This is a genomic window from Microbispora sp. NPDC046933 (genome assembly GCF_040644635.1).
Taxonomy (GTDB): Bacteria; Actinomycetota; Actinomycetes; order Streptosporangiales; family Streptosporangiaceae; genus Microbispora.
In genome coordinates, this window is sequence record NZ_JBEYWW010000013.1 from 100,751 (window position 1) to 121,677 (window position 20,927).

21 protein-coding genes are annotated in these 20,927 nt (G+C 71.6%); 10 read left to right on the forward strand and 11 right to left on the reverse strand.

Going from position 1 to position 20,927, the window contains the following annotated elements; translation table 11 throughout:
• Positions 1–4: 4 nt before the first annotated feature.
• Positions 5–616 (forward strand): UdgX family uracil-DNA binding protein, encoded by a 612-nt coding sequence (locus ABZ857_RS19280; RefSeq protein WP_357044639.1) that lies wholly within the window; start codon positions 5–7, stop codon positions 614–616.
• Positions 617–622: 6 nt separating this feature from the next.
• Here ABZ857_RS19280 and pdxH read toward each other — a convergent pair whose 3' ends face one another.
• Positions 623–1,267, reverse strand: a complete 645-nt coding sequence (gene pdxH, locus ABZ857_RS19285) for a pyridoxamine 5'-phosphate oxidase (protein ID WP_142651141.1) — start codon at positions 1,265–1,267, stop codon at positions 623–625.
• A 170-nt stretch (positions 1,268–1,437) separates the two neighbouring features.
• On the opposite strand from pdxH, the gene ABZ857_RS19290 reads away from it, so the two are divergent.
• Entirely contained in the window at positions 1,438–2,544 is a 1,107-nt protein-coding gene (locus ABZ857_RS19290) for a citrate synthase 2 (RefSeq protein ID WP_357044641.1), read from the forward strand.
• A gap of 170 nt (positions 2,545–2,714) precedes the next feature.
• Here the strand turns inward: ABZ857_RS19290 and ABZ857_RS19295 are convergent, their stop codons facing one another.
• Positions 2,715–5,453 (reverse strand): hypothetical protein, encoded by a 2,739-nt coding sequence (locus ABZ857_RS19295; protein WP_357044643.1) that lies wholly within the window; start codon positions 5,451–5,453, stop codon positions 2,715–2,717.
• Positions 5,454–5,576: 123 nt separating this feature from the next.
• On the opposite strand from ABZ857_RS19295, the gene serC reads away from it, so the two are divergent.
• On the forward strand, positions 5,577–6,701 hold the full coding sequence (gene serC, locus ABZ857_RS19300; protein WP_357044645.1) for a phosphoserine transaminase: 1,125 nt from the start codon (positions 5,577–5,579) through the stop codon (positions 6,699–6,701).
• A gap of 166 nt (positions 6,702–6,867) precedes the next feature.
• On the opposite strand, the gene ABZ857_RS19305 is transcribed toward serC, so the two are convergent.
• On the reverse strand, positions 6,868–7,920 hold the full coding sequence (locus tag ABZ857_RS19305; RefSeq protein WP_357044647.1) for a LacI family DNA-binding transcriptional regulator: 1,053 nt from the start codon (positions 7,918–7,920) through the stop codon (positions 6,868–6,870).
• A gap of 141 nt (positions 7,921–8,061) precedes the next feature.
• Here ABZ857_RS19305 and ABZ857_RS19310 point away from each other — a divergent pair, with 141 nt between their 5' ends.
• From ABZ857_RS19310 to ABZ857_RS19330, 5 genes are all read left to right on the forward strand, one after another.
• Positions 8,062–8,784 carry an SDR family oxidoreductase gene (locus ABZ857_RS19310; protein ID WP_357044649.1) on the forward strand — a complete coding sequence of 241 codons (723 nt, stop codon included), beginning with the start codon at positions 8,062–8,064 and terminating at the stop codon, positions 8,782–8,784.
• 68 nt (positions 8,785–8,852) lie between these two features.
• On the forward strand, positions 8,853–9,788 hold the full coding sequence (locus tag ABZ857_RS19315) for a dihydrodipicolinate synthase family protein (protein ID WP_357044651.1): 936 nt from the start codon (positions 8,853–8,855) through the stop codon (positions 9,786–9,788).
• A gap of 111 nt (positions 9,789–9,899) precedes the next feature.
• Complete coding sequence (locus ABZ857_RS19320) at positions 9,900–11,219, forward strand: MFS transporter (protein WP_357044653.1); 1,320 nt, start codon at positions 9,900–9,902, stop codon at positions 11,217–11,219.
• A 198-nt stretch (positions 11,220–11,417) separates the two neighbouring features.
• Positions 11,418–11,984: an RNA polymerase sigma factor gene (locus tag ABZ857_RS19325; RefSeq protein WP_357044655.1), complete on the forward strand. Its 567-nt coding sequence runs from the start codon at positions 11,418–11,420 to the stop codon at positions 11,982–11,984.
• Entirely contained in the window at positions 11,981–12,661 is a 681-nt protein-coding gene (locus tag ABZ857_RS19330; protein WP_357044657.1) for a hypothetical protein, read from the forward strand. Before ABZ857_RS19325 ends, ABZ857_RS19330 begins: the two co-directional genes overlap by 4 nt.
• 12 nt (positions 12,662–12,673) lie before the next feature.
• On the opposite strand, the gene ABZ857_RS19335 is transcribed toward ABZ857_RS19330, so the two are convergent.
• Positions 12,674–13,291 carry a rhomboid family intramembrane serine protease gene (locus ABZ857_RS19335; RefSeq protein WP_357044659.1) on the reverse strand — a complete coding sequence of 206 codons (618 nt, stop codon included), beginning with the start codon at positions 13,289–13,291 and terminating at the stop codon, positions 12,674–12,676.
• Between the two features lie 135 nt (positions 13,292–13,426).
• Here ABZ857_RS19335 and ABZ857_RS19340 point away from each other — a divergent pair, with 135 nt between their 5' ends.
• Together ABZ857_RS19340 and ABZ857_RS19345 are read left to right on the forward strand one after the other, a co-directional pair.
• Positions 13,427–14,029 carry a TetR/AcrR family transcriptional regulator gene (locus tag ABZ857_RS19340; protein ID WP_357044661.1) on the forward strand — a complete coding sequence of 201 codons (603 nt, stop codon included), beginning with the start codon at positions 13,427–13,429 and terminating at the stop codon, positions 14,027–14,029.
• A complete protein-coding gene (locus tag ABZ857_RS19345; protein ID WP_357044663.1) occupies positions 14,026–14,934 on the forward strand; it encodes an SDR family oxidoreductase in 909 nt (302 codons plus the stop codon). The genes ABZ857_RS19340 and ABZ857_RS19345 overlap by 4 nt, the downstream gene beginning before the upstream one ends.
• A gap of 105 nt (positions 14,935–15,039) precedes the next feature.
• On the opposite strand, the gene ABZ857_RS19350 is transcribed toward ABZ857_RS19345, so the two are convergent.
• From ABZ857_RS19350 to ABZ857_RS19380, 7 genes are all read right to left on the reverse strand, one after another.
• Positions 15,040–15,906: a hypothetical protein gene (locus tag ABZ857_RS19350; protein WP_357044665.1), complete on the reverse strand. Its 867-nt coding sequence runs from the start codon at positions 15,904–15,906 to the stop codon at positions 15,040–15,042.
• A gap of 266 nt (positions 15,907–16,172) precedes the next feature.
• Complete coding sequence (locus tag ABZ857_RS19355; protein ID WP_357044667.1) at positions 16,173–16,970, reverse strand: crotonase/enoyl-CoA hydratase family protein; 798 nt, start codon at positions 16,968–16,970, stop codon at positions 16,173–16,175.
• 15 nt (positions 16,971–16,985) lie between these two features.
• Complete coding sequence (locus tag ABZ857_RS19360) at positions 16,986–17,765, reverse strand: SDR family NAD(P)-dependent oxidoreductase (protein ID WP_357044669.1); 780 nt, start codon at positions 17,763–17,765, stop codon at positions 16,986–16,988.
• Between the two features lie 33 nt (positions 17,766–17,798).
• Positions 17,799–18,143: an STAS domain-containing protein gene (locus tag ABZ857_RS19365; RefSeq protein WP_193207600.1), complete on the reverse strand. Its 345-nt coding sequence runs from the start codon at positions 18,141–18,143 to the stop codon at positions 17,799–17,801.
• Between the two features lie 40 nt (positions 18,144–18,183).
• Entirely contained in the window at positions 18,184–18,936 is a 753-nt protein-coding gene (locus ABZ857_RS19370; protein ID WP_357044671.1) for an ABC transporter ATP-binding protein, read from the reverse strand.
• Positions 18,933–19,697, reverse strand: a complete 765-nt coding sequence (gene cbiQ, locus ABZ857_RS19375; RefSeq protein WP_357044673.1) for a cobalt ECF transporter T component CbiQ — start codon at positions 19,695–19,697, stop codon at positions 18,933–18,935. Before cbiQ ends, ABZ857_RS19370 begins: the two co-directional genes overlap by 4 nt.
• Positions 19,698–19,798: 101 nt before the next feature.
• Positions 19,799–20,860 (reverse strand): energy-coupling factor ABC transporter permease, encoded by a 1,062-nt coding sequence (locus ABZ857_RS19380; RefSeq protein WP_357044675.1) that lies wholly within the window; start codon positions 20,858–20,860, stop codon positions 19,799–19,801.
• Positions 20,861–20,927: the final 67 nt, after the last annotated feature.

Sequence of the window (20,927 nt, forward strand, 5' to 3'; positions counted from 1 at the left end):
CAGGATGGGAAACATCGGAGCCCAGCGATTCCTTCCGGCGGAGATCAGCCTGCCCGCGCTCAGGGAGGCCGCGCGACACTGCGAGGGCTGCGACCTCTACCGCGCCGCCACGCAGACGGTCTTCGGCGAGGGCGTTCCCGACGCGCGGTTCATGCTGGTCGGCGAGCAGCCGGGCGACCAGGAGGACCGCGAGGGGGCGCCGTTCGTCGGGCCCGCGGGGCGCCTGCTCGACAAGGCCCTCGAAGAGGCGGGCATCGAGCGCGAGGCGGTGTACGTGACCAACGCGGTCAAACATTTCAAGTACGAGCCCCGCGGCAAACGCAGGATCCACCAGAAGCCCACCGTGGGGGAGATCAACGCCTGCCGGCCCTGGCTGGAGGCCGAGATGCGCCTGGTGGACCCGGACGTGACCGTGGTGCTGGGGGCCACGGCCGCCCGGGCCCTGCTGGGCCCGGACTTCCGCGTCACCAGGCACCGGGGAGAGCCGGTCCCCCGGCGCGAGGGGGCCTACTACGTGGCGACGATCCACCCCTCGGCGATCCTGCGCTCGCCCGACCGGGACGAGGCCTACTCCGGTTTCCTCACCGATCTCAAGGTCGCGGCCGGGCTGCCCTGACCGGCGTCAGGGAGCCAGGCGCTCCAGCGTCCAGGCCGCGCCGGTCCGGCGATAGCGGAGCCGGTCGTGCATGCGGTCGGTCTGGCCCTGCCAGAACTCGACCTCCGCGGGCACCACCCGGAAGCCGCCCCAGAAGTCCGGCAGCGGCGGGTCCTGCGGCCAGCGCTCGGCCAGCTCCCGGAACCTGGCGTCGAGCTGCTCCCGCGACTCCACGACCGCCGACTGACGGGAGGCCCACGCGCCGATGCGGGAGCCGTACGGGCGAGAGTGGAAGTAGGCGGCGCTGTCCTCGCGCGGGAGCCGTACGACGGAGCCCTCCACGCGGACCTGCCGCCTGATGGGATGCCACGGGAACAGCAGGCAGGCCCGCGGGTTCTCACCGAGGTCGCGGCCCTTGCGAGACTCGTAGTTGGTGAAGAAGACGAACCCGCGCTCGTCGAAGCCCTTGAGGAGGACGGTGCGGGCGGAGGGACGGCCACCGGCGGAGCTGGTGGCGACGACCATGGCGTTCGGTTCGGGCAGGCCCGCGGCGACCGCGTCCGCGAACCACAGCGCGAACTGTGTCACCGGGTCGGCGGCCATGCCGGATTCGAGCAGGGGCTCACCTTCGTAGCTGTGCCGGAGCCCGGGGAGGTGCGAAGCGCTGTCCACGGATAGGTATTCTCGCCTGCTTGGCGTACGTCTTGCTCGGTGGCCCCTACCAGGGAGAACCCCGTTGGGTAGGGCCGGGGGCGCGACAGTCGGGCGCTGCGGGTTAAATTGACCCGCCGGTATCTCGACATCAAGGCTCTGGACTTCACAAGAGAGGGAGGCGGCCGAGAATGTCCGACTTCAAACCCGGGCTCGAAGGCGTGGTGGCGTTCGAGACCGAGATCGCGGAACCGGACAAAGAAGGGGGCGCCCTGCGATACCGGGGCGTCGACATCGAAGAGCTCGTGGGCAACGTCTCCTATGGACACGTCTGGGGCCTGCTCGTCGACAACACGTTCCAGCCGGGCCTGCCCCCGGCGGAGCCGTACCCACTTCCCGTCCATTCCGGCGACATCCGAGTAGACGTACAGAGCGCGCTGGCCATGCTGGCGCCTTCGTACGGCTTCCGCCCGCTGCTCGACATCGACGACGACCAGGCCCGCGACGATCTCGCACGCGCCTCGGTGACCGCTCTGTCCTTCGTCGCGCAGTCGGCCCGCGGCCTGGGCCTGCCCATGGTCCCGCAGAAGCGCGTCGACGAGGCCGAGAGCATCGTCGAGCGTTTCATGGTCCGCTGGCGCGGTGAGCCCGATCCCAAGCACGTGAAGGCCATCGACGCGTACTGGACGTCGGCTGCCGAGCACGGCATGAACGCCTCGACGTTCACCGCCCGCGTGATCGCCTCCACCGGCGCCGACGTGGCGGCCGCCCTGTCGGGCGCGGTCGGCGCGATGTCCGGCCCGCTGCACGGCGGCGCGCCCGCGCGGGTGCTGCACATGATCGAGGGCGTCGAGAAGATGGGCGACGCCCGCAAGTACGTCCAGAGCGAGCTGGACAAGGGCCAGCGGCTCATGGGCTTCGGCCACCGGGTCTACCGGGCCGAGGACCCGCGCGCCCGCGTGCTGCGCCGTACGGCCAAGGAGCTGGGCGCGCCGCGCTACGAGGTCGCGGCCGCGCTGGAGACCGCCGCGCTCGAGGAGCTGCACGCCCGAAAGCCGGACCGGGTCCTCGCGACCAACGTGGAGTACTGGGCCGCGGTGGTCCTCGACTTCGCCGAGGTGCCGTCGAACATGTTCACCTCGATGTTCACCTGCGCCCGGACCGCCGGCTGGGCCGCCCACATCCTGGAGCAGAAGCGCACGGGCAGGCTGGTCCGCCCCAGCGCCGACTACGTGGGCCCGAAGCAGCGCTCCATCAACGAGGTGCCCGGCGCCGCCGAGGTCATCGGCAAGGTCTGAGCCGCCGCGCGGGTCGCGGCCCTGCGGCGTGCCACAAGCTCCGAGAGGCCGCCGGGCCCGCCCGCGCACCGTCAGCACCCTTGACGGCCCGCTCCTTCCGGGGCGGGCCGTTTCCGCGTCACCGGGCGCCCCTGTGTCACCCGGCGCCCCTGTGTCACCGGGCGCCCCTGTCACCGGCCGGGGCCGGCGGCGTCCTCGCGCGGGCTCTCGGACGGGCTCTCGGACGGGCTCGCGGAGGAGCCCGTGGTCGGGACCGCCGCCGGAGCGTTCCGGGCCGCGCGCTCCCTGACGTCTCCGTCGAGGTTCCGGCAGATCTCCTTGGTGTCCTCGGGCTCGGTGGTCGCCAGGCGCCCACAGCGGACCGAGACCTCGGACCTGCCCGAGCCGCTCACCTTCAGGATCGCGATGGCCTTGTCCTCGGGCTCGTGGGTCGCGGCGTCGAAGGAGATCACCCCGCTCGAACCGTTCCACCTGTCGCGCGGGGAGACGAGGGAGATCTGGTAGAGCACGTCTCCCCTGCTGGGCAGCCCGTCCCGGTAGGCCGCGTTGACGCGCTCGTAGAAGAGCTTGGCGGCGTCGTAGCTGAGGATGAGGTTGTCGTCGGACTCCTTCGCGTGCCGGCCGCCCAGCAGGCTCTGCACGAAGCCCGTCGGCGCCGCGGCGCCGTCCCGCCACAGCTCGCGGCTCGCCAGCGCCGCGTAGTAGACCTGGACGCGCCGGTAGTCGCCGATCTCCGCGCCGCTGTTGGCCACCGCCTTGATGACGTCGTCGCCCGCGAGGACCGTGATCGGCTCCTTGCCGCAGTCCTTGCCCTCGACATAGCGGAGGAAGGCGAGGAAGTCGGCCGCGCGCCCCGCGTAGAGCAGCAGGTCGGGCCCGTGACCGCAGGCCTGGCTCACCGCCAGGTCCATGCCCGTGCCCTGGTTCTGGTACGTGACAAGGTCGCTGACCGTGATCCCCACCGTCCGAGCCTCGTTCGCGTAGTCCTTGGCGAGGTTGTTCGTGTACTTGTCGACATCCGTCTGGTCCTGGACGACCACCGCGGACGGCTTGGGCACACGGTCGAGGAGCCGGTCGCGGGCGAACCTGGCGGCCAGCCGCGCCTGCCGCTGGTTCGACGGCCCCAGGCGGAACACGTACGGCGAGGGGTAGCCGGACCCGGGCCGGGCGGGGTCGTCCGGCAGGTAGCCGAGCCGGTCGGCGGTCGCGGTGGTCACCAGCATCGGGATCTTCGCCGTGTGCAGCGTCCGGATGGCCTCCTCGACGCCGAGGACGCTGCGCTGGAAGCCGATCACCCCCAGCACGCGGGGATCCTCTGCCGCCATCTCGCTGACCAGCTCCGCCGTGCGCCGCCCCTGGTGGAAGTTCGTGCCGGCATTGGCCACCAGCACCTGGAGGCGGGGCGCGCCGGAGACGCCGCGCTGGTACTCCTCCACGGCCGTCAACTCCGCCCGGGCCCCCACGAAGGCGCTGTCCTTCTGGTTCTCCGCGACGGAATACTCGCCGAACAGCACCACGCTCACGTAGGTCCCGGCCTCCCTGGCCAGCGCGTTGTTGTGGTCGATCCGGGCGACGAGCCGCGTTATCTCGCTCGACGGGAAGAGCCCGTCCGGGGTGGGCCCGTCGGCGTTCACGACGCCGACGCACTCCTTGCCGATGCGCTCGACCCAGGACAGGCCGCCGCAGTGCGCGTTGCGGTCCTGCTGGATGCGCCCGAGCAGGACGACAGGCCCGATGAGCAGCAGCGCCATCACGCACCAGTAGCCGATCGCCCGCATCCGGCTGCCCAGCAGGCGCGGCCGGTGGTCGTCGTCCAGCGGGATCGCGGGCGCGCTCACCATCAGCCGCAGCGGCGGCACCCGCCGCCGCGCCGCCGTCCGCCACGCCGCCACCAGCGCGGACAGGTCCGACAGCCGGCCCGCGGTGACCGGCCGGCGGCCCGGAGCGAACGACTCGGGCACCGCGGCCAGCACCAGGAGCGGCGGCAGCAGCCCGGTCTCCTCGACCGTCTCCTCCAGGGTGCGCAGGAACCGCTCGTTGACGTCGCCGGACCACCGCGCGTCGAGGACCAGCATCGCGTACAGGCCGCGCCCCCAGCTCGGCCACGGGATCAGCCACTTCTGGTACGCCTGGCGCAGGTCCTGGCACAAGGCGTGGACGAGCAGCCGCTCGACCTCCGCCTCGCTCGCGTTGGCGATGCGCAGCGCGTACTTCGGCAGGCGTTCGAAGGGCTTCCTGGCCAGGTACGGCTGCTTCCTGAACCAGCCGTTGAAGAAGGACCCGCGGATCGACAGCATGGCCTGGATCAACGTGCCGACGACGGCGACGAGCACGCCGAGCGCCCACGGGATCAAACCGACCAGGTCGGAGGCGCCGCCGAGCCACCAGGCGGCGAGCGTGCCCACCGGCACCCAGGTGGTGGCCGCGCGGCCGAGGAAGTCCGCCGCGGTCCTGCGCCCCCGGTCCCCGCCGTACCTGCCCCTGCGCCAGTCCTTGAGCCGGTCCTTGAACTCCTCCTGGCCCGTACGCGACTGGGGGTCGGGCGGCCAGGCCCGGCCGGGCACGTCGACCGGTTCCCCGGGAGGCGGCTCCTCGCGCTGGCGGCGCGCCCACAGCACGAACTGGACGAGCGGGAACCGCGGCGGGGGCAGGAACGAGCCGCCGACGGGCTTGCCGAGCTGGCCGTGCTCTCCCGCGAGCGCCTCGACCAGCTCGCGGAGGGTGTCGTACTCCCCCGCCCTGACCGTGGCCTGCGGGAGGGAGTCCTCGAAGGGCGCGGCGAGCCGCCGGGCCGCGTCGAAGGCGCCGCCGTCGCGGCCGACGACGAGGACGAGCGGCAGGGGGCGGTCGGGGCGCCAGAAGAACGGCCTGCGAACCAGGGCCTCGATGACGGCGTGCGGGTCGGCCACGCGGATGTCTCCCGGGGGGCGGAGTCCATTCTTGAGGTGGTGCGTGATCTTAAAACGGGACCATGATGTCTCACGATCCGGACCATGGTCTAGAGCATCCGCAGGTCTCACTACGCTTGAACCGTGGCTGACATCGTGATTCCCGCTGACATCAAGCCCGCCGACGGCCGCTTCGGCTGCGGGCCCTCGAAGGTACGCCCCGAGCAGCTCGCCGCTCTCGCCGACGCGGGGGCGAAGGTGATGGGCACCTCCCACCGGCAGAAGCCGGTGAAGAACCTCGTCGCCCGCGTCCGCGCCGGGCTCACCGACCTGTTCTCCCTCCCCGAGGGGTACGAGGTCGTGCTGGGCAACGGCGGCACCACGGCGTTCTGGGACATCGCCTCGTTCGGGCTGATCCGGGAGAAGTCGCAGCACCTTCACTTCGGGGAGTTCTCCTCGAAGTTCGCGACGGTCGCGAAGAAGGCCCCCTGGCTCGCCGACCCCTCCGTGATCAAGTCGGAGCCGGGCAGCCACCCGCTGCCGGTCGCCGAGGAGGGCGTGGACGTCTACGCGCTCACCCACAACGAGACCTCCACCGGCGTCGCGATGCCCATCAAGCGGCCGACCAGCGGTGGCGCGGACGACGAGTCGCTCGTCCTCGTGGACGCCACCAGCGGCGCCGGCGGCCTGCCGGTCTCCGCCGAGGAGTTCGACGTCTACTACTTCGCCCCGCAGAAGAGCTTCGCCTCCGACGGCGGCCTGTGGATCGCGTTGTTCTCGCCGAAGGCGCTGGCCCGGGTGACGGAGATCGCCGAGAGCGGCCGGTTCGTCCCCGAGTTCTTCAGCCTGCCGACCGCCATCGACAACTCGGTCAAGGACCAGACGTACAACACCCCGGCGGTCGCCACGCTGTTCCTGCTGGCCGACCAGATCGACTGGATGAACGCCCAGGGCGGCCTCGCGTGGACCACCGCCCGGTCGGCCGACTCCGCCTCGCGGCTGTACACCTGGGCCGAGAAGACGTCGTACACCACGCCGTTCGTGACCGACCCGGCGCAGCGCTCCAACGTCGTCGGGACCATCGACTTCGACGACGCCGTGGACGCCGCGGCGGTCGCGAAGGTGCTGCGGGCCAACGGCATCGTGGACACCGAGCCCTACCGCAAGCTCGGCCGCAACCAGCTGCGCATCGCGATGTTCCCGGCGATCGACCCCGCCGACATCGAGGCGCTGACCTCCTGCGTCGACTACGTGGTCGAGCGGCTCTGAGCCCGACCACCACGAAACCCGCGTGACGATGTGAGGGGCGGGGCCGGAACGCGGCCCCGCCCCTCGTCGTCATGCGCGGCCCCGCCCTCGTCGTGGTAGGCGGACGGGCCCCGCGATCCCGGGCTCGCCCGTGAATCCGCGGGTGACTCGGCGGGTGTCACACCGTTCAGACGGTGGCCCCACTCGTGGTGGACCCCCGCGCCACGACCCGGCAGGCGTGCCTGACCTGCTCGCGTGCCTGACCGGCCCGCTCGCGCCGGCCCTCGCCCTCGGCGCCGCCCGCGCCGTCCCCGGCCTCCCCGCCCGCTCCGAGGCAGAGCCGGATGGCGGTTTCCGCGAGCGCGGACAGCGGCTGCTCGACGCTGGTGAGACCGCTCGCCTCGGCCAGGAACGTCTCGTCGAAACCGGTTACGGCGATGTCGGACCGGCCTGCCCGGCGGCAGATCTCCAGCGCCCCGAAGGCGATGACGTCGTTCCCGCAGACCAGCGCGTCGATGTCCGGCCGGGTGGCGAGGATCTCCGCGGTCAGCGCGCGGGCCGCCGCCACGTCGGACGGGCAGGTGAAGGTGGGCCGGTCCCAGCCTTCGAGCTCGCCCACCGGCACCTCGGCGAAGGCGCGGAGCCGCTCCAGCGCGGGCGACTCCGTGGTCAGCGGGCCGATGAACGCGGGGCGGCGCACTCCCGCCGCGACCAGGTGCCGGAGCACGTCATGGATGGCGCCCCATTGGTCGGCCCCCACCCACGGCAGCTCGGCCGTGGCACGGCGGTCGATCTGCACGACCGGGATCTCGGCGGCCGCCGCCAGCATGGCGGAAGCGCTGCGCTCCCGATCACACGGGGACACCAACAGCGCGTCGACGCTGCGTTGCAGGAGGTCCGCGATCACCTCGCGTTCGACCGCCACGTCGTTCTGCGCGTCGGCCAGGAGCAGGACGTAGCCGGACCCGCGCAGCCGCTGCTCGACGGCCTTGACGAGCCTCGGGAAGAACGGGTTGGCGATATCCGGGATGACCAGCCCGAAGGTGTGCGACACGCTGCTGCGCAGCGCCCTGGCGATCGCGTTGGGCCGATACCCGAGACGATCGGCGGCCTTGCGGACCCGGGCCGAGAGTTCGGGATCCACCGTCGCGGCCCCGTTGAGCACGCGAGACACCGTCGGCACGGAAACACCGGCCGCGGCCGCCACGTCGCGCATCGTGACACGTGTCCCGTCTCGCACCGGACCTCCGTTTCTGTTCGGTTACCACCAGGTTTCTAGCAGGGTCTTGACACGCCCACGGGCCGTACTGCTAAACATCGGTCTTGCGATCCGAGAAAACGTTATCTCAGGCAAATCGCCTACCGCAACGTAAGGAGATCCATGTCTTCCGACCGCACCCTCGACGGGCGCGTGGTACTGATCACCGGAGCCAGCGCGGGCATCGGAGCAGCGCTCGCCCGCCGCCTGCACGCCGAAGGCGCACGGCTCGCTCTCGCGTCGAGGCGCGGCGCCGACCTCGGCCTCGACGGCGTGTACGCCGGCAGTTGCGACGTGCGGGACAAGCAGCAGGTGGACGCCTTCGTGGCCGCCGCCGCCGAGCGCTTCGGGCGGCTCGACGTCGTCGTCGCGAACGCGGGCGTCGGCAGCTACGGGAAGTTCCTCGACGTGCCCGACCGCCACATCGAGGAGATGATCGACACCAACGTGCGCGGCACGGTCTACCTGCTGCGGGCCGCCCTGCCGTACCTGCTCGAACACGGGGAGGGCGACGTCATCACGGTGGCGAGCGAGGCGGGCCGGCGCGGCCTGCCCGGCGAGGCCGTCTACAGCGCCTCGAAGTTCGCCCAGGTCGGCCTCACCAGGGCGCTCGACAACGAACTGCGCGAGCTCGGCATCCGGTGCACCAACATCTGTCCCGGCGGCGTGTACACCGACTTCGCCATGGACGACGGCCGGGGCCGGACCCCGGACAGTCCTCAGGTGAAGGCGATGATGACGGCGGACGACATCGCCGACCTCATCGTCTACTGCCTGTCCCGGCCGAGGCACTTCCGCATCCTGGAGACCGCGCTGCGGCCCATGAGCGAGGCGTCGTGGGGCTGAGCCGCGGCGTTCGCCACGGCGGCTCGGCACACCACTTCCGGCCAAACACCATCACCGACTGGAGAACCATGGGCAAGCCCGCGCTTCGCGTTCACGGGGTCATCCCCCCGATCGTCACGCCGCTCGACGCCGACCAGGAGGTCGACGTCCCGTCCCTGCGCCGCCTCGTCGACTTCGTGATCGACGCGGGGGTGCACGTCGTCTTCGCGCTCGGCACGGGCGGCGAGGGGCCATACCTCACGCCGGCCCGGCGTGACCAGGTCCTCGACGTCGTCACCGAGGCCGTGGGCGGGCGCGTTCCGGTGCTCGCCGGCGCCAGCGACATCGGCACCGCCCGCGCCGTCGACAACGCCAAGGCCGTCGAACGCGCGGGAGCCGACGGGATAGTGATCACTCCCCCGTTCTACGGGGAGGTCACCCAGGCGGAGATCGACCGGCATTTCCGGCAGGTCGCCGACGCGGTCTCCGTCCCCCTCGTGGCGTACGACATCCCGAGCAAGGTCCACAGCAAGCTGGCCTGGCAGACCACGCTCAAGCTGGCCGAGGACGGCGTGATCGTCGCCGTCAAGGACACCAGCGGCGAGGAGACCTCCTTCCGCCGTCTCATCGACGAGACCTCGGGCATCGACGGCTTCTCGGTCATCACCGGTTCCGACGTCACCTGCGACAGCGCCCTCCTCCAGGGCGCCGCCGGGATGATCGTGGGAATGGGCAACGTCGACCCCCACGGGTTCGTACGGCTCTACACCGCCGCGGTCGAGGGACGCTGGACGGACGCCCGCGCGGAGCAGGACCGGCTGGCCCGGCTGCGCTACATCACCCAGGTCGCGGGCGACCGGATCAGCGGCTTCAGCGCCACCATCAGCTCGTTCAAGGCGGCGCTCGTGGCTCGCGGCGTCATCGGCGGCGACACGACCTGCGACCCGCTGCTCCCGCTGAACGACGCCGAACGCGCCGAGGTGGAGCGGATCCTGACGGCGGCGGACCTGCACAAGATCGGCTGAGCAGGACCGCGTCGAACGCCCCCCAAGCGGTCGTCCGGGGTACGCGGCTCGCTCCCGCGTCCCCGAACGACCGCACGCCGACCCACTGCCGTCCGTGGAACGAGGAACCACATGGCTCACAGCCCCATCCCTCGAGCAGCCGCCGAGACTCCCTCGGGCGCACCGGCCAGACGCGGCCGGGTGCGCTGGATCATCGCGGTTGTCATCACACTACTCGCCATCATCAACTACATCGACCGCGGCGCCCTGTCCGTCGCGATGCCCGACATCCGCGAGGATCTCGGATTCAATGCGACCACGTCGGGGGTGATCCTCTCGGCGTTCGTCTGGCCCTACGCGGTGATGAACCTGCCGTCCGGGTGGCTCGTCGACCGCTTCGGCCCCCGCGTCATCATGACCTTCGCCATCGGCGCCTGGTCGATCTGCTGCGCCGTCACCGGCGCGATGCACACCGTCGCCACCTTCGTCGCGGCCCGGGTCGGGCTGGGGGTGAGTGAGGCTCCGATGTTCCCTGCCGCCGTGAAGGGCATCGGCACGTGGTTCCACAGATCGGAGAAGGGCACCGCCACCTCCATGATGATCGCCGGCACGCAGGTCGGCCTCGCCGCCTCTCCCCCGGTGGCGACAGCGCTCATGCTCGCCTTCGGCTGGCGCGCGATGTTCGTCCTGCTCGGGCTCCTCGGCGTGATCGGCGTCGTCGGCTGGCTGGCCGTCTACCGATCGCCGGAGAAGCACCCCTGGCTCAGCGCGTCCGAGCTGGCGCACATCCGGGGCGGACAGGGGGACGACGCCGCGCCCGCCGCCGACGCGCCGGTCACCAGCCGGGAATGGGTGTCGCTCTTCCGCCACCGGTCCCTCTGGACGATGATCATCGGTGACTTCGCGCTGCAGTACCTCTTCTGGTTCTACATCACCTGGCTGCCCACCTATCTCCAGACCGACCGCGGGTTCACCATCGAGAACGCCGGCCTGGTGGCCGCGCTGCCGTACATCGCGGGTGCGGTGGGCGCGCTCGTCGGCGGCCGGTTCTCCGACTCGCTGGCCGCCCGCATCCCGCGCATCGACGCCCGCCGGTACACCATCGCGGGCGGTGCGCTGCTGACCGCGCTGGCGCTGCTCGCGACGGCCACCACCAGCGGGGCCGTGCTCGCCGTGACGCTGCTCACGATCGGCATGTTCACCTACAGCCTGACCGGACCGTCCATCTGGGCGCTGGCGACCGACGTGGTGCGCACCCAGCGGTTCGTCGGGTCTGTCGGAAGCATCCAGAACTTCGGCGGTTTCCTCGGCGGCGCGGTGGCGCCCATCACGACCGGCATGATCGTCGACGCCTCGGGCAGCTTCGGCCTCGCCCTGCTCGCGGCCGGGGTGCTCGCCCTCGTCGCCGCGGCGATGTACGGCCTCGTGCTGCGTCGGCCGATCCCCGTCTGATCGGGCGGAGGCCGCGATCCTGACGTGCCGGGCCCTGCCCACGGGTCCGGCACGTCAGGCGTACGCATGTCGCGGCGGCCGCCGTTCTCGCCGACGGTCTCCGGACCGTCGGCTTTTTCTTTTCCTTCGGTTTGTAACGCCTCAAGGTGCTTCGTCCAAGCAGGGTTGTGTTCTGTCACACGACCGAGGGGAGCGCCGGTGCGCCGTAAACAGACGGATCCGGCGGACTTCGCCCGTGATCCCGACGCGTTCGAAGCCTTCTACCGGCGGCACGTCGACGCCGTGACGCGGTTCCTGGCCAGGCGGGCGGACGATCCGCACACCGTCGCCGACCTCACGGCCGAGGTGTTCCTCGCCGTGCTGGATTCCGCGCACACCTACCGCCCGGACAGGGGCAGCGAGATCGCCTGGCTGTACGGCGTGGCGCGCAACACCGTGCTGGCGCAGCGCCGCCGTACGGCGAGGGAGTTGCGCGCCACCAGCAGGATCGCCGGCCGCCGCCTGCTCGACGCCGACGACATCGCCCGCCTGGAGGAACGGGTCGACGCCGAGTCGCCGGCCCGTCTCGCGCTGGAGGCGATGGCCGACCTGCCGGCCGGCGACCGCGCGCTGCTGGAACTCGTGGCCGTGGACGGGCTCAGCCCCGCCGAGGCCGCCGCCGCGCTCGGCATCAGGCAGGGCACCGCCCGGGTCAGGCTGCACCGCGCCCGCAGGCAGGTCCAGCGCTTTCCGGGAGTCATCGAACTGATCGGAGGAACGAAGTGAACGACACGTTCGAGGACAGGCTGCTCGCGCAGCTCAAGGCGGAGATCGCGGCACGGGAGGTGCGGGCGCGCGCACCGAGGCGACGGAGCGTCCGGACCCGCCTCCTGGCCGGCGCCGGGATCGTCGCCGCCGCCACGGCCGCGGCCGTCGCCGCGCCGCTCGTGGCCGGGCAGCAGGCCCCGGCGTACGCGCTGACGAAGCACCCGGACGGCTCGATCAGCCTGCGCATCAACGAGTTCCGGGATCCCGGCCAGGTGGAGAGGGACCTGGCGAAACTGGGCATCCAGGCCGACATCACGTATCTGCCGCTGGGCAAGAGGTGCGCCGACGGGCGCGCCCCCTTCGTGGCCGGCGACCGCACCTCCTTCACGAAGGAGGAACTGGAGAGCCCCGACCCGGCCGTGCAGGCACGCATCCGGAGGCAGGCGGAGAACCTGGCGTCGAGCAAGGCGATCCAGACGAAGAACGGCATCACCATCTACCCCGAGTTCATCGAGCCGGGGCAGATCGTCATGATCGAGGTCAACGAGAACCCGGTGGCGCCGGACGTCGAGCATCCCGGAGTCGCCGGACAGTTCGCGGGCCGGCTGACGGAAGGGCCCGTCAAGCCCTGCCGGGTCGTCGACGACCCCACGGCGTTCGACATCGGGACCGCCACCCCGCCCCCCGGCTCCTGAGCCGTTCGCGGGTCAGGTCCTGCGGCGGCGTAGCAGCCAGGCGGCGATCACGCCGCCGATGAGGCCGAACAGGTGGCCCTGCCAGGAGACGCCCGGCTGGGTGGGCAGGGCTCCCCACAGGATCGAGTAGTACGCCACGGCGACCACGACGCCGAGCACGATGTCGAGGGCCCGGCGGTCGAACAACCCCCGGGCCACGACATAACCGAAATATCCGAAGACGAGGCCGCTCGCGCCGATCGTCAGTGTGTCCGGCGGGCTGGTGAACCACACGCCCAGACCGCTGACCAGAATGATGATCAGGCTCGCCGCGAGGAACCTGCCGATCCCCCGGATTGCGGCCACGAACCCCAGGATGAGCAGCGGCAGCGAGTTCGCCATCAGATGGGCGAACCCGGCGTGCAGGAACGGTGCGAACAGGATCCCGGGCAGGCCGTCCGGCTCGTGGGCGACGATGCCATATCTGTCGAGCCGACCGCTTTCCATGTAGTCGACGATCTCGATCGCCCACATCACCGAGACGAGCACGATCATCAGGATCGCGCTGCCGAGGGCGCCGGTGAGGAGCGCGGACGTCCGCTCCCGCATCGACCGGCCCGTCCGGGGCAGCCCGGGCCCGGAATCACTCATGGCTTCACCGTACGCAGTCCCTCTCACGAACGAGCGAACTGCCCCGATCCGCCGGGATCATGCCGCCGCGTTTGCCAGGAGAGGCCGGACGACGGTATTAATAAATGAACAGGCATTTATAAAAGGGAGGGTCCGGTGGCGGGACGTCCCCGCGGAGTGGACGATTCGGTGATCCTGCGCGCGGCGGCCGAGGTGATCGGCCGGGTGGGTCCCGGCGGGCTGACCCTCGCCGCGGTCGCCGACGAGGTGGGGCTCGTGCCCGGCACGCTCGTGCAGCGCTTCGGGTCGAAACGCGGTCTGCTGGTGGCGCTGGCGAGGCAGTCCGCGCACGACGCTGAGGCACACCACGAGCGGCTGCGGCAGGGGCGTCCCTCCCCGGTGGCGGCGCTCCTGGCGCTGGCCGAGGAGTCGATGGCCCTCATGGACACCCCGGAGCGGTTCGCCAATCACCTGGCGTTCCTGTGCATGGACCTCACCGATCCGCAGCTGCACGAGTACGCCCTGGCCGTCCACGAGGCGCAGCGAAGGGCCATCCTGGCCCTGCTGGACGAGGCGGTGGCCGAGGGAGATCTGCGGACCGGCACCGACACCGCCGCGCTGGCCGAGTCCGTCCAGGCGTTGATCGCCGGCACCGGCCTGACGTGGGCCCTCGACCGGCGGGGCACGCTGCCGGAGCGGCTCCGGGGGGCGGTCACCGCCCTCCTGGCGCCCCATATCCGTTCGAAGGAGAAGCATTGAACGACAGACAGCCGCTCGCCGGGAAGGTCGCCCTGGTCGCGGGAGGCACGCGGGGCGGCGGGCGCGGCATCGCCGTCGAGCTCGGGGCCGCGGGCGCCACGGTCTACGTCACCGGGCGCAGCAGCACGGCCGGCCGCTCCGACCTGGACCGCCCCGAGACCGTCGAGGAGACCGCCGCGCGGGTCACCGCGGCCGGCGGCACCGGCATCGCCGTCCGGACCGACCACAGCGACCCCGAGGAGGTCCGCGCCCTGGTCGACCGGATCGCCGCCGAGCAGGACGGGCGGCTCGACGTCCTGGTCAACTCGGTGTGGGGTGGCGACGCGCTGACCGACTGGGAGCATCCCCTGTGGGAGCAGGACCTCGACACCGGCCTGCGGCTGCTGCGCCGGGCCGTGGAGACCCACATCGTCACGAGCCGGTTCGCGCTCCCGCTGATGGTCGCCCGCCGGAGCGGCCTGGTCGTGGAGGTCACCGACGGCAACACCGCCCGCTATCGCGGCTCGTTCTTCTACGACATCGCCAAGTCCACCGTGATCCGCCTCGCCGTCGCCCAGGCCGCGGAGCTGAAGCCGTACGGCGTCGCGGCCGTCGCCGTCACGCCCGGTTTCCTGCGCTCGGAGGCGCTGCTCGACCACTTCGGCGTGACCGAGGCCAACTGGCGGGACGCGGTGGCGAAGGATCCGAACTTCGCCCACTCCGAGACCCCCGCGTACCTGGGACGGGCCGTCGCCGCCCTGGCCGCCGACCCCGGCATCATGGCCAAGACCGGACGCGCCCTGGCCACCTGGGGGCTGTACAAGGAGTACGGCTTCACCGACGCGGACGGCACCCAGCCGGACTTCGCCGCCCACTGGGCGAACGCCCTGGAGGAGGAGTACGGCCCGCTCGGCGACCCGCTCTGACCGTCTCGCCCTCGCCCGCGGGAGGCGGGAGCGAGGCCGCCGTGCGCCTCTTGACGGGCGCGCAGCCGTCCTCCGGCCTGGTCAGCGCGTCGCGGTCGCGTCCGGTTACGCCATGGCGGACGGCGTGGCAGGGGGCGCGGCGGACGGCGTGACGGCCGACGTCGGAGTCGGCCCGGCGGACGGCGTGACGGCCGGCGTCGGTTCGGTGGACGGCGTCGCGGTCGGCGTGGTGGACGGCCAGGCGACGACCTCGGGCACGCTGGTCGCCATCAGCCTGCCGTCGGCGATCACGCGGCGGACTTCGCTGAGGGGGTCACACGTGACAACCACCGGACCGGGCGCGTTCAGCTTCGCGGTGACGAAATAGTTGATCGTGAGGGGCGATGGCAGCCCCCCCGTGCCGGACTGCTGCCGCGGTGCGTAGGAAGTGACGCCCGTGGGCGTACTGACTTCGCACTCGAGGGCGAATGCCTGAGAATCCCGGGCACTGACGGCGACCTGAACGGCATAGTTTCCCGCAGGCACCTGAGGGATCCGTACGAGTTCCTGCGGCGTCTCTTCGTGGTAGTAGAAGTGCCTGCCGTAGGCGATGTAGGTCTGCCCGTACGCGGCCCCGGGATCGCCCTTCTCACCCTTCTCGCCCTGCGGACCCTGTGGCCCCGGCGAGCCGGTCAGCCCCCGCGGGCCCTGGGGGCCGGTGACGTTCCAGGTGACCGTCTCCTCGCCCTCGAAGCAGGCCCCCGCAGGCAGTGTGGGGGTGGCCGTCGGCGCGGCGATCTGCGCGGCCGAAGCCGGAGCCTTCGCCGACTCCAGTTCCCGGGGCATCCGCATCACGCCGTCGGCTCCCACGCAGGCCACGATCGGCGAGGTCGTCGCCGCCGTCGTGGCCACGGCGACTCCCCCGCCGCCCACGAGCAGCCCCGCCACCGCCCCGGCCGCCAGCCAGGCACTACGACCAGTTCGCACACTCATCACCGTTCCCTCGGAGCGTTGTGATCTTCCCGGGGGGAACATAGGTGAGCGGTACGGGAGGGCACGTCATCATCGCGGCGGATGCGCCGTCCGCCATCCGGGTTAGCAGGCGTCCCAACCGGACAGGGACATTGTCCCAAGGACCGTCCCAGGCGCTGCGCCACACCCGAACCGCAGCGATTCGGGGCGCCCCTGCACGGAGCGCCCCGAATAGGCGCTGCGCGGAGCGCCCCGAGTGGGCACAGCGCGGCCTTACGAGGTGAGGGTCACTCGCCCTTCCAGACGGGGGCGCGTTTCTCGGCGAAGGCCGCGGCGCCCTCCATGGCGTCCTTCGAGGAGAAGACGGGCGCCATGATCTCGCCCTGCTTGCGGAACATCTCCTCGCGCGACCAGTCGGCCGACTCGACGATGATCCGCTTGGTCGCGGCGAGCGCCAGCGGCGCGTTCGCCGCGATCGTGCGGGCCAGTTCGAGCGCGCCGTTGAGCGCCTCACCCGGGTACGTGAGCCGGTTGACCAGTCCCAGCTCGTACAGCCGGGCGGCCGGGTAGTGGTCGCCGGTCAGGGCGATCTCCATGGCGACGTGGTACGGGATCCGGCGCGGCAGCCGCATGATCCCGCCGGCACCGGCGACCAGGCCGCGCTTGGGCTCCGGCAGGCCGAACTTGGCCTCCTCGGACGCGACGACGATGTCGCAGGACAGGGCCAGCTCGAACCCGCCGGCCAGCGCGTACCCCTCGACCGCGGCGAGGATCGGCTTCTTCGGCGGCGCCTCGGTGATGCCGCCGAAGCCCCGGCCATCGACCACCGGCATGTCCCCGGTGAGGAAGCCCTTCAGGTCCATGCCCGCCGAGAACGTGCCGCCGGCCCCGGTGAGGACGATCGCGGACACGTCGGGGCTTTCGTCCAGCTCGTCCAGGGCGGCCGCGATCCCGCGCGCCACCGCGCCGTTCACGGCGTTCCTGGCCTTGGGCCGGTTGATGGTGACGACGGCCACGCCGCCGTCGACGATCTCTACGAGTACCTCGTCCGGCTCAGCGACCGGCCCGGAGTTCACCTCGGACACCTGACCTCACTCGGCTTACTTGGGCTGGAAGCGGATGCCGCCGTCGAAACGGATGACCTCGCCGTTCATGTAGTCGTTCTCGATCATCGTGCGCACCAGGTGGGCGAACTCCGAGGCCTTGCCGAGCCGCTTCGGGAACGCCACCGGCCCGATGAGCTTGGCCTTGAACTCCTCGGCGTTCTTGTCGCCGATCTTCCCGTAGATGGGGGTGTCGATGATGCCCGGCGCGATGGTGAGCACGCGTACGCCGATGGCGGCGAGGTCGCGGGCCGCGGGCAGGGTCATGCCGATGATGCCGCCCTTGGACGCGGAGTACGCCACCTGGCCCGTCTGGCCCTCGATGCCGGCGACCGACGCGGTGTTGACGACGACGCCGCGGGCGCCGTCCTCGTCCGCGGGCTCGGTCTTGGCCATGGCCGCCGCGCCGATGCGCATGAGGTTGAAGGTGCCGATCAGGTTGACGTCGATCACCTTGCGGTAGGCCGCCAGGTCGTGCGGGGAGCCGTCCCGTCCGACGGTGCGCTGGGCCCAGCCGATGCCGGCGCTGCTGATCACGGCGCGCAACGGCTTGCCGGTGGCGACCGCCGCCTCCACCGCGGCCTGCACCGACGCCTCGTCGGACACGTCGGTGTGGGCGAACACGCCGCCGATCTCGTCGGCCAGCGCCTTGCCGCGCTCCGCGTTGAGGTCGGCCACGACCACGGTCGCGCCGACGCGGGCCAGCTCGCGGGCCGTCGCCTCACCGAGGCCGCTGGCGCCGCCCGAGATGATTGCTGCTGCTCCGTTCAGATCCATAGCCGGACCTTAACGCGCGAACCGAATGAAGTTCTACTCGGGGTGCCGCAAAATCGCGGTATCGACGTCGGGGTAGACCTTGATCCGCCGGTCCAGCCCGGTCGTGCGCAGGATGCGGGCCACCGGAGGCTGGGGTGAGGCGAGACACACCCCGCCGCCCTCGCTCGTCGCCAGCCGCCAGGCCTCGATGAGCACGCTGAGCCCGCTGGAGTCCATGAACGACAGTTCGCCGAGGTCCAGCACGAGCGTCGGGCCGTCGTCGCGTATGGCGTCCCGTATCTCGTCGCGCAGGAACGGAGCCGTGAACAGGTCGAGCTCCCCCTCCACGGCCACCACCACAGCGTTGGACAGCGATTGGCGCGCGAGCCGCAGCTTCATCGTCGGGACCTCCTCAGCTCCGGCCCACTTTACTTATCCATCACCCGGGTTGAGCAGGGACGGCGAAGCCGTAGGGAAGTTCGAGCCGGTGCGTGGCGAGCAACCGCTCGTCGGCGAGCAACGCGTGCGTCGGCCCGTCGGCGGCGATCACCCCCTCGGACATGATGAGCGAACGCTCGCACAGCTCCAGCGCGTACGGCAGATCGTGGGTGACCATCAGCACGGTCACGTCCAGGCTCTTGAGGATCTCGGCCAGTTCGCGGCGGGACGCCGGGTCGAGGTTGGACGACGGCTCGTCGAGGACGAGGATCTCCGGCTCCATCGCCAGCACCGTGGCCACGGCCACCCGGCGGCGCTGGCCGAAGGACAGGTGGTGCGGCGGCCGGTCGATCGCGTCCATCATGCCGACCCGCTCCAGCGCGTCGTGCACGCGGCGGTCGAGTTCCGCGCCGCGCAGCCCGAGGTTGGCCGGGCCGAACGCGACGTCCTCCCGTACGGTCGGCATGAAGAGCTGGTCGTCCGGATCCTGGAACACCAGCCCGACCCTGCGGCGGATCTCCCGCAGGGTGTCCGCGCGCACCGCGAGCCCGGCCACCTCCACCGTCCCGTGCCCGGCCGTGAGGATGCCGTTGAGATGCATCACGAGCGTGGTCTTGCCCGCGCCGTTCGGGCCGAGCAGGGCGACCCGCTCCCCCCGCTCGATCGTCAGGTCCACGCCGTACAACGCCTGCGTCCCGTCGGGATAGGCGTACGCGAGCCTGCTCACCGTGAGCGAGGGGCTGCCGGAGGTCATGTCGTGCTCCACGCCAGTAGGGCCGTCACCGCCGCGAGGCAGGGCAGCATGCCCGCCATCGCCCAGTCTCGCCCAGTCGCTGATATATCCCTAGTCGTCGGCATCTCACCCGTGTAGCCCCGGCTCAGCATGGCGAGATGGACCCGCTCCCCCCGCTCGTACGAGCGGATGAACAGGGCGCCCGCCGACTTCGCCAGCACGGGGGCCTGCCGGAGGTCCCTGGCGACGAATCCCCGCGACTCCCTGGCGATCCGCATGCGCCGCATCTGGTCGAGGATCACGTCCAGGTAGCGCAGCATGAACGTCGCGATCTGCACGAGCAGCCGCGGCAGCCGCAGCCGTTCGGCGCCGAGCAGCATCATCCGCGGCTCGGTCGTGGCCGCCAGCAGGATCGAGGCGACCACGCCCAGCGTGGCCTTGGCCAGGATGTTCCAGGCCGCCCACAGTCCCGGGACGCTCAGCGACAGGCCGAGCACCTGGACCCGCTCGCCCGTGCCGATCAGCGGAATCGCCACCGCGAACAGCACGAACGGCACCTCGATCGCCATGCGGCGCACGATCGCGCCGGCCGGCACCCGGGCGGCGACCGCGACAACGGCCAGCAGCAGCGCGTCGAGCGCGAACGCCCAGAAGCGCTCGCGCGGCGTGGCGACCACGAACACCGCGAACGCGACGACCGCCGCCAGCTTGCACTGGGGCGGCAGCCGGTGAACGGGCGTGTCGGCGGGCCGGTAGATCGGGTGGTGGTGACCTGCGCTCACTTCGCACTCACAGGGTCATCATCGCCGACTCGCGGCGCCCGCACGCGGGCAGGGCGCTCACGGCCCGGAAGCCGATGATCGCGGGTCCGCACGCGACGGACTCACTGCGCGCTCGCGGGCGTCATCCCGTCGCTCACGCGCCGGCGCCGGCGGATGACGTAGAACACGCCGCCTCCGGCCGCGATCGTCAGCGCGACACCCGCCACCCCGGCCAGGCCGCCGGACAGCCGCTGGTTTTCCACGCCCTTGACGCTGTAGTCGGCCAGCGGGCCGTTCTCCGCCGCGTGCGGCTTCTCCTGCGCGCTCAGGCCCTTGTCGGCCGCCACCTTCTCCAGCCCGTCGGGGGCGCTGGAGGCGTAGAACGAGACGACGCCGGCCAGCAGCACGGCCACGAGTGCGCCGCCCACCAGGACCGGGCGCAGGCCGATCCCGGCCGAGGGCGTCTCCGGAGCCGCCGGCCCGGCCTGCTGACCCACCTGGACCTCCCCCTCGGCGGTGCGCAGCGTCAGCGCCCTGGTCATCCCGCGCGCGCCGTACACGAGGTCGGGACGCACGGCCAGCACGCTGCTCACGGTGAGCGCCGTGATGAAGCCCTCGCCGAGCCCGATGAGCAGGTGCACACCACCCATCGCGGCGGCCACCGAGCCCAGCTCGATCGGCGCCGTGCCGCCGAGCCAGAACAGGGCCGTGAACACGAGCGCCGCCGCCGGGACGGAGATCAGCGCCGCCACGAACGACGCCGCCACCAGCGTCGCCCGCCCGCGCGGCGCGCCCCGGGTGATCAGCCGGAACACCGCCCAGCCGACGACCGCGGTCACGATCGCCATCAGCGTGATGTTGACGCCCAGCGCGGTCAGCCCGCCGTCGGCGAAGAAGAAGCCCTGGACGAGCAGCACGACCGCGACGCACAACACGGCCGTGTACGGCCCGACGAGTATCGCCGCCAGGGCCCCGCCGAGCAGGTGACCGCTGGTGCCGGCCGCCACGGGGAAGTTGAGCATCTGCGCCGCGAAGATGAACGCGGCCACCAGGCCCGCCATGGGGGCGGTCCGGTCGTCGAGCTCCCGCTTGGCGCCCCGCAGGCACACGGCCACCCCGGCGGCCGCGAAGATCCCGGCGCCGACGGACACGGGGACATTGAAGAACCCATCGGGCACGTGCACGGCTATAACCCCTTCGAAACGGGCGAATCTCCTCCCACTTTAGAGCACCGGGTTGTAGGTGCAAATG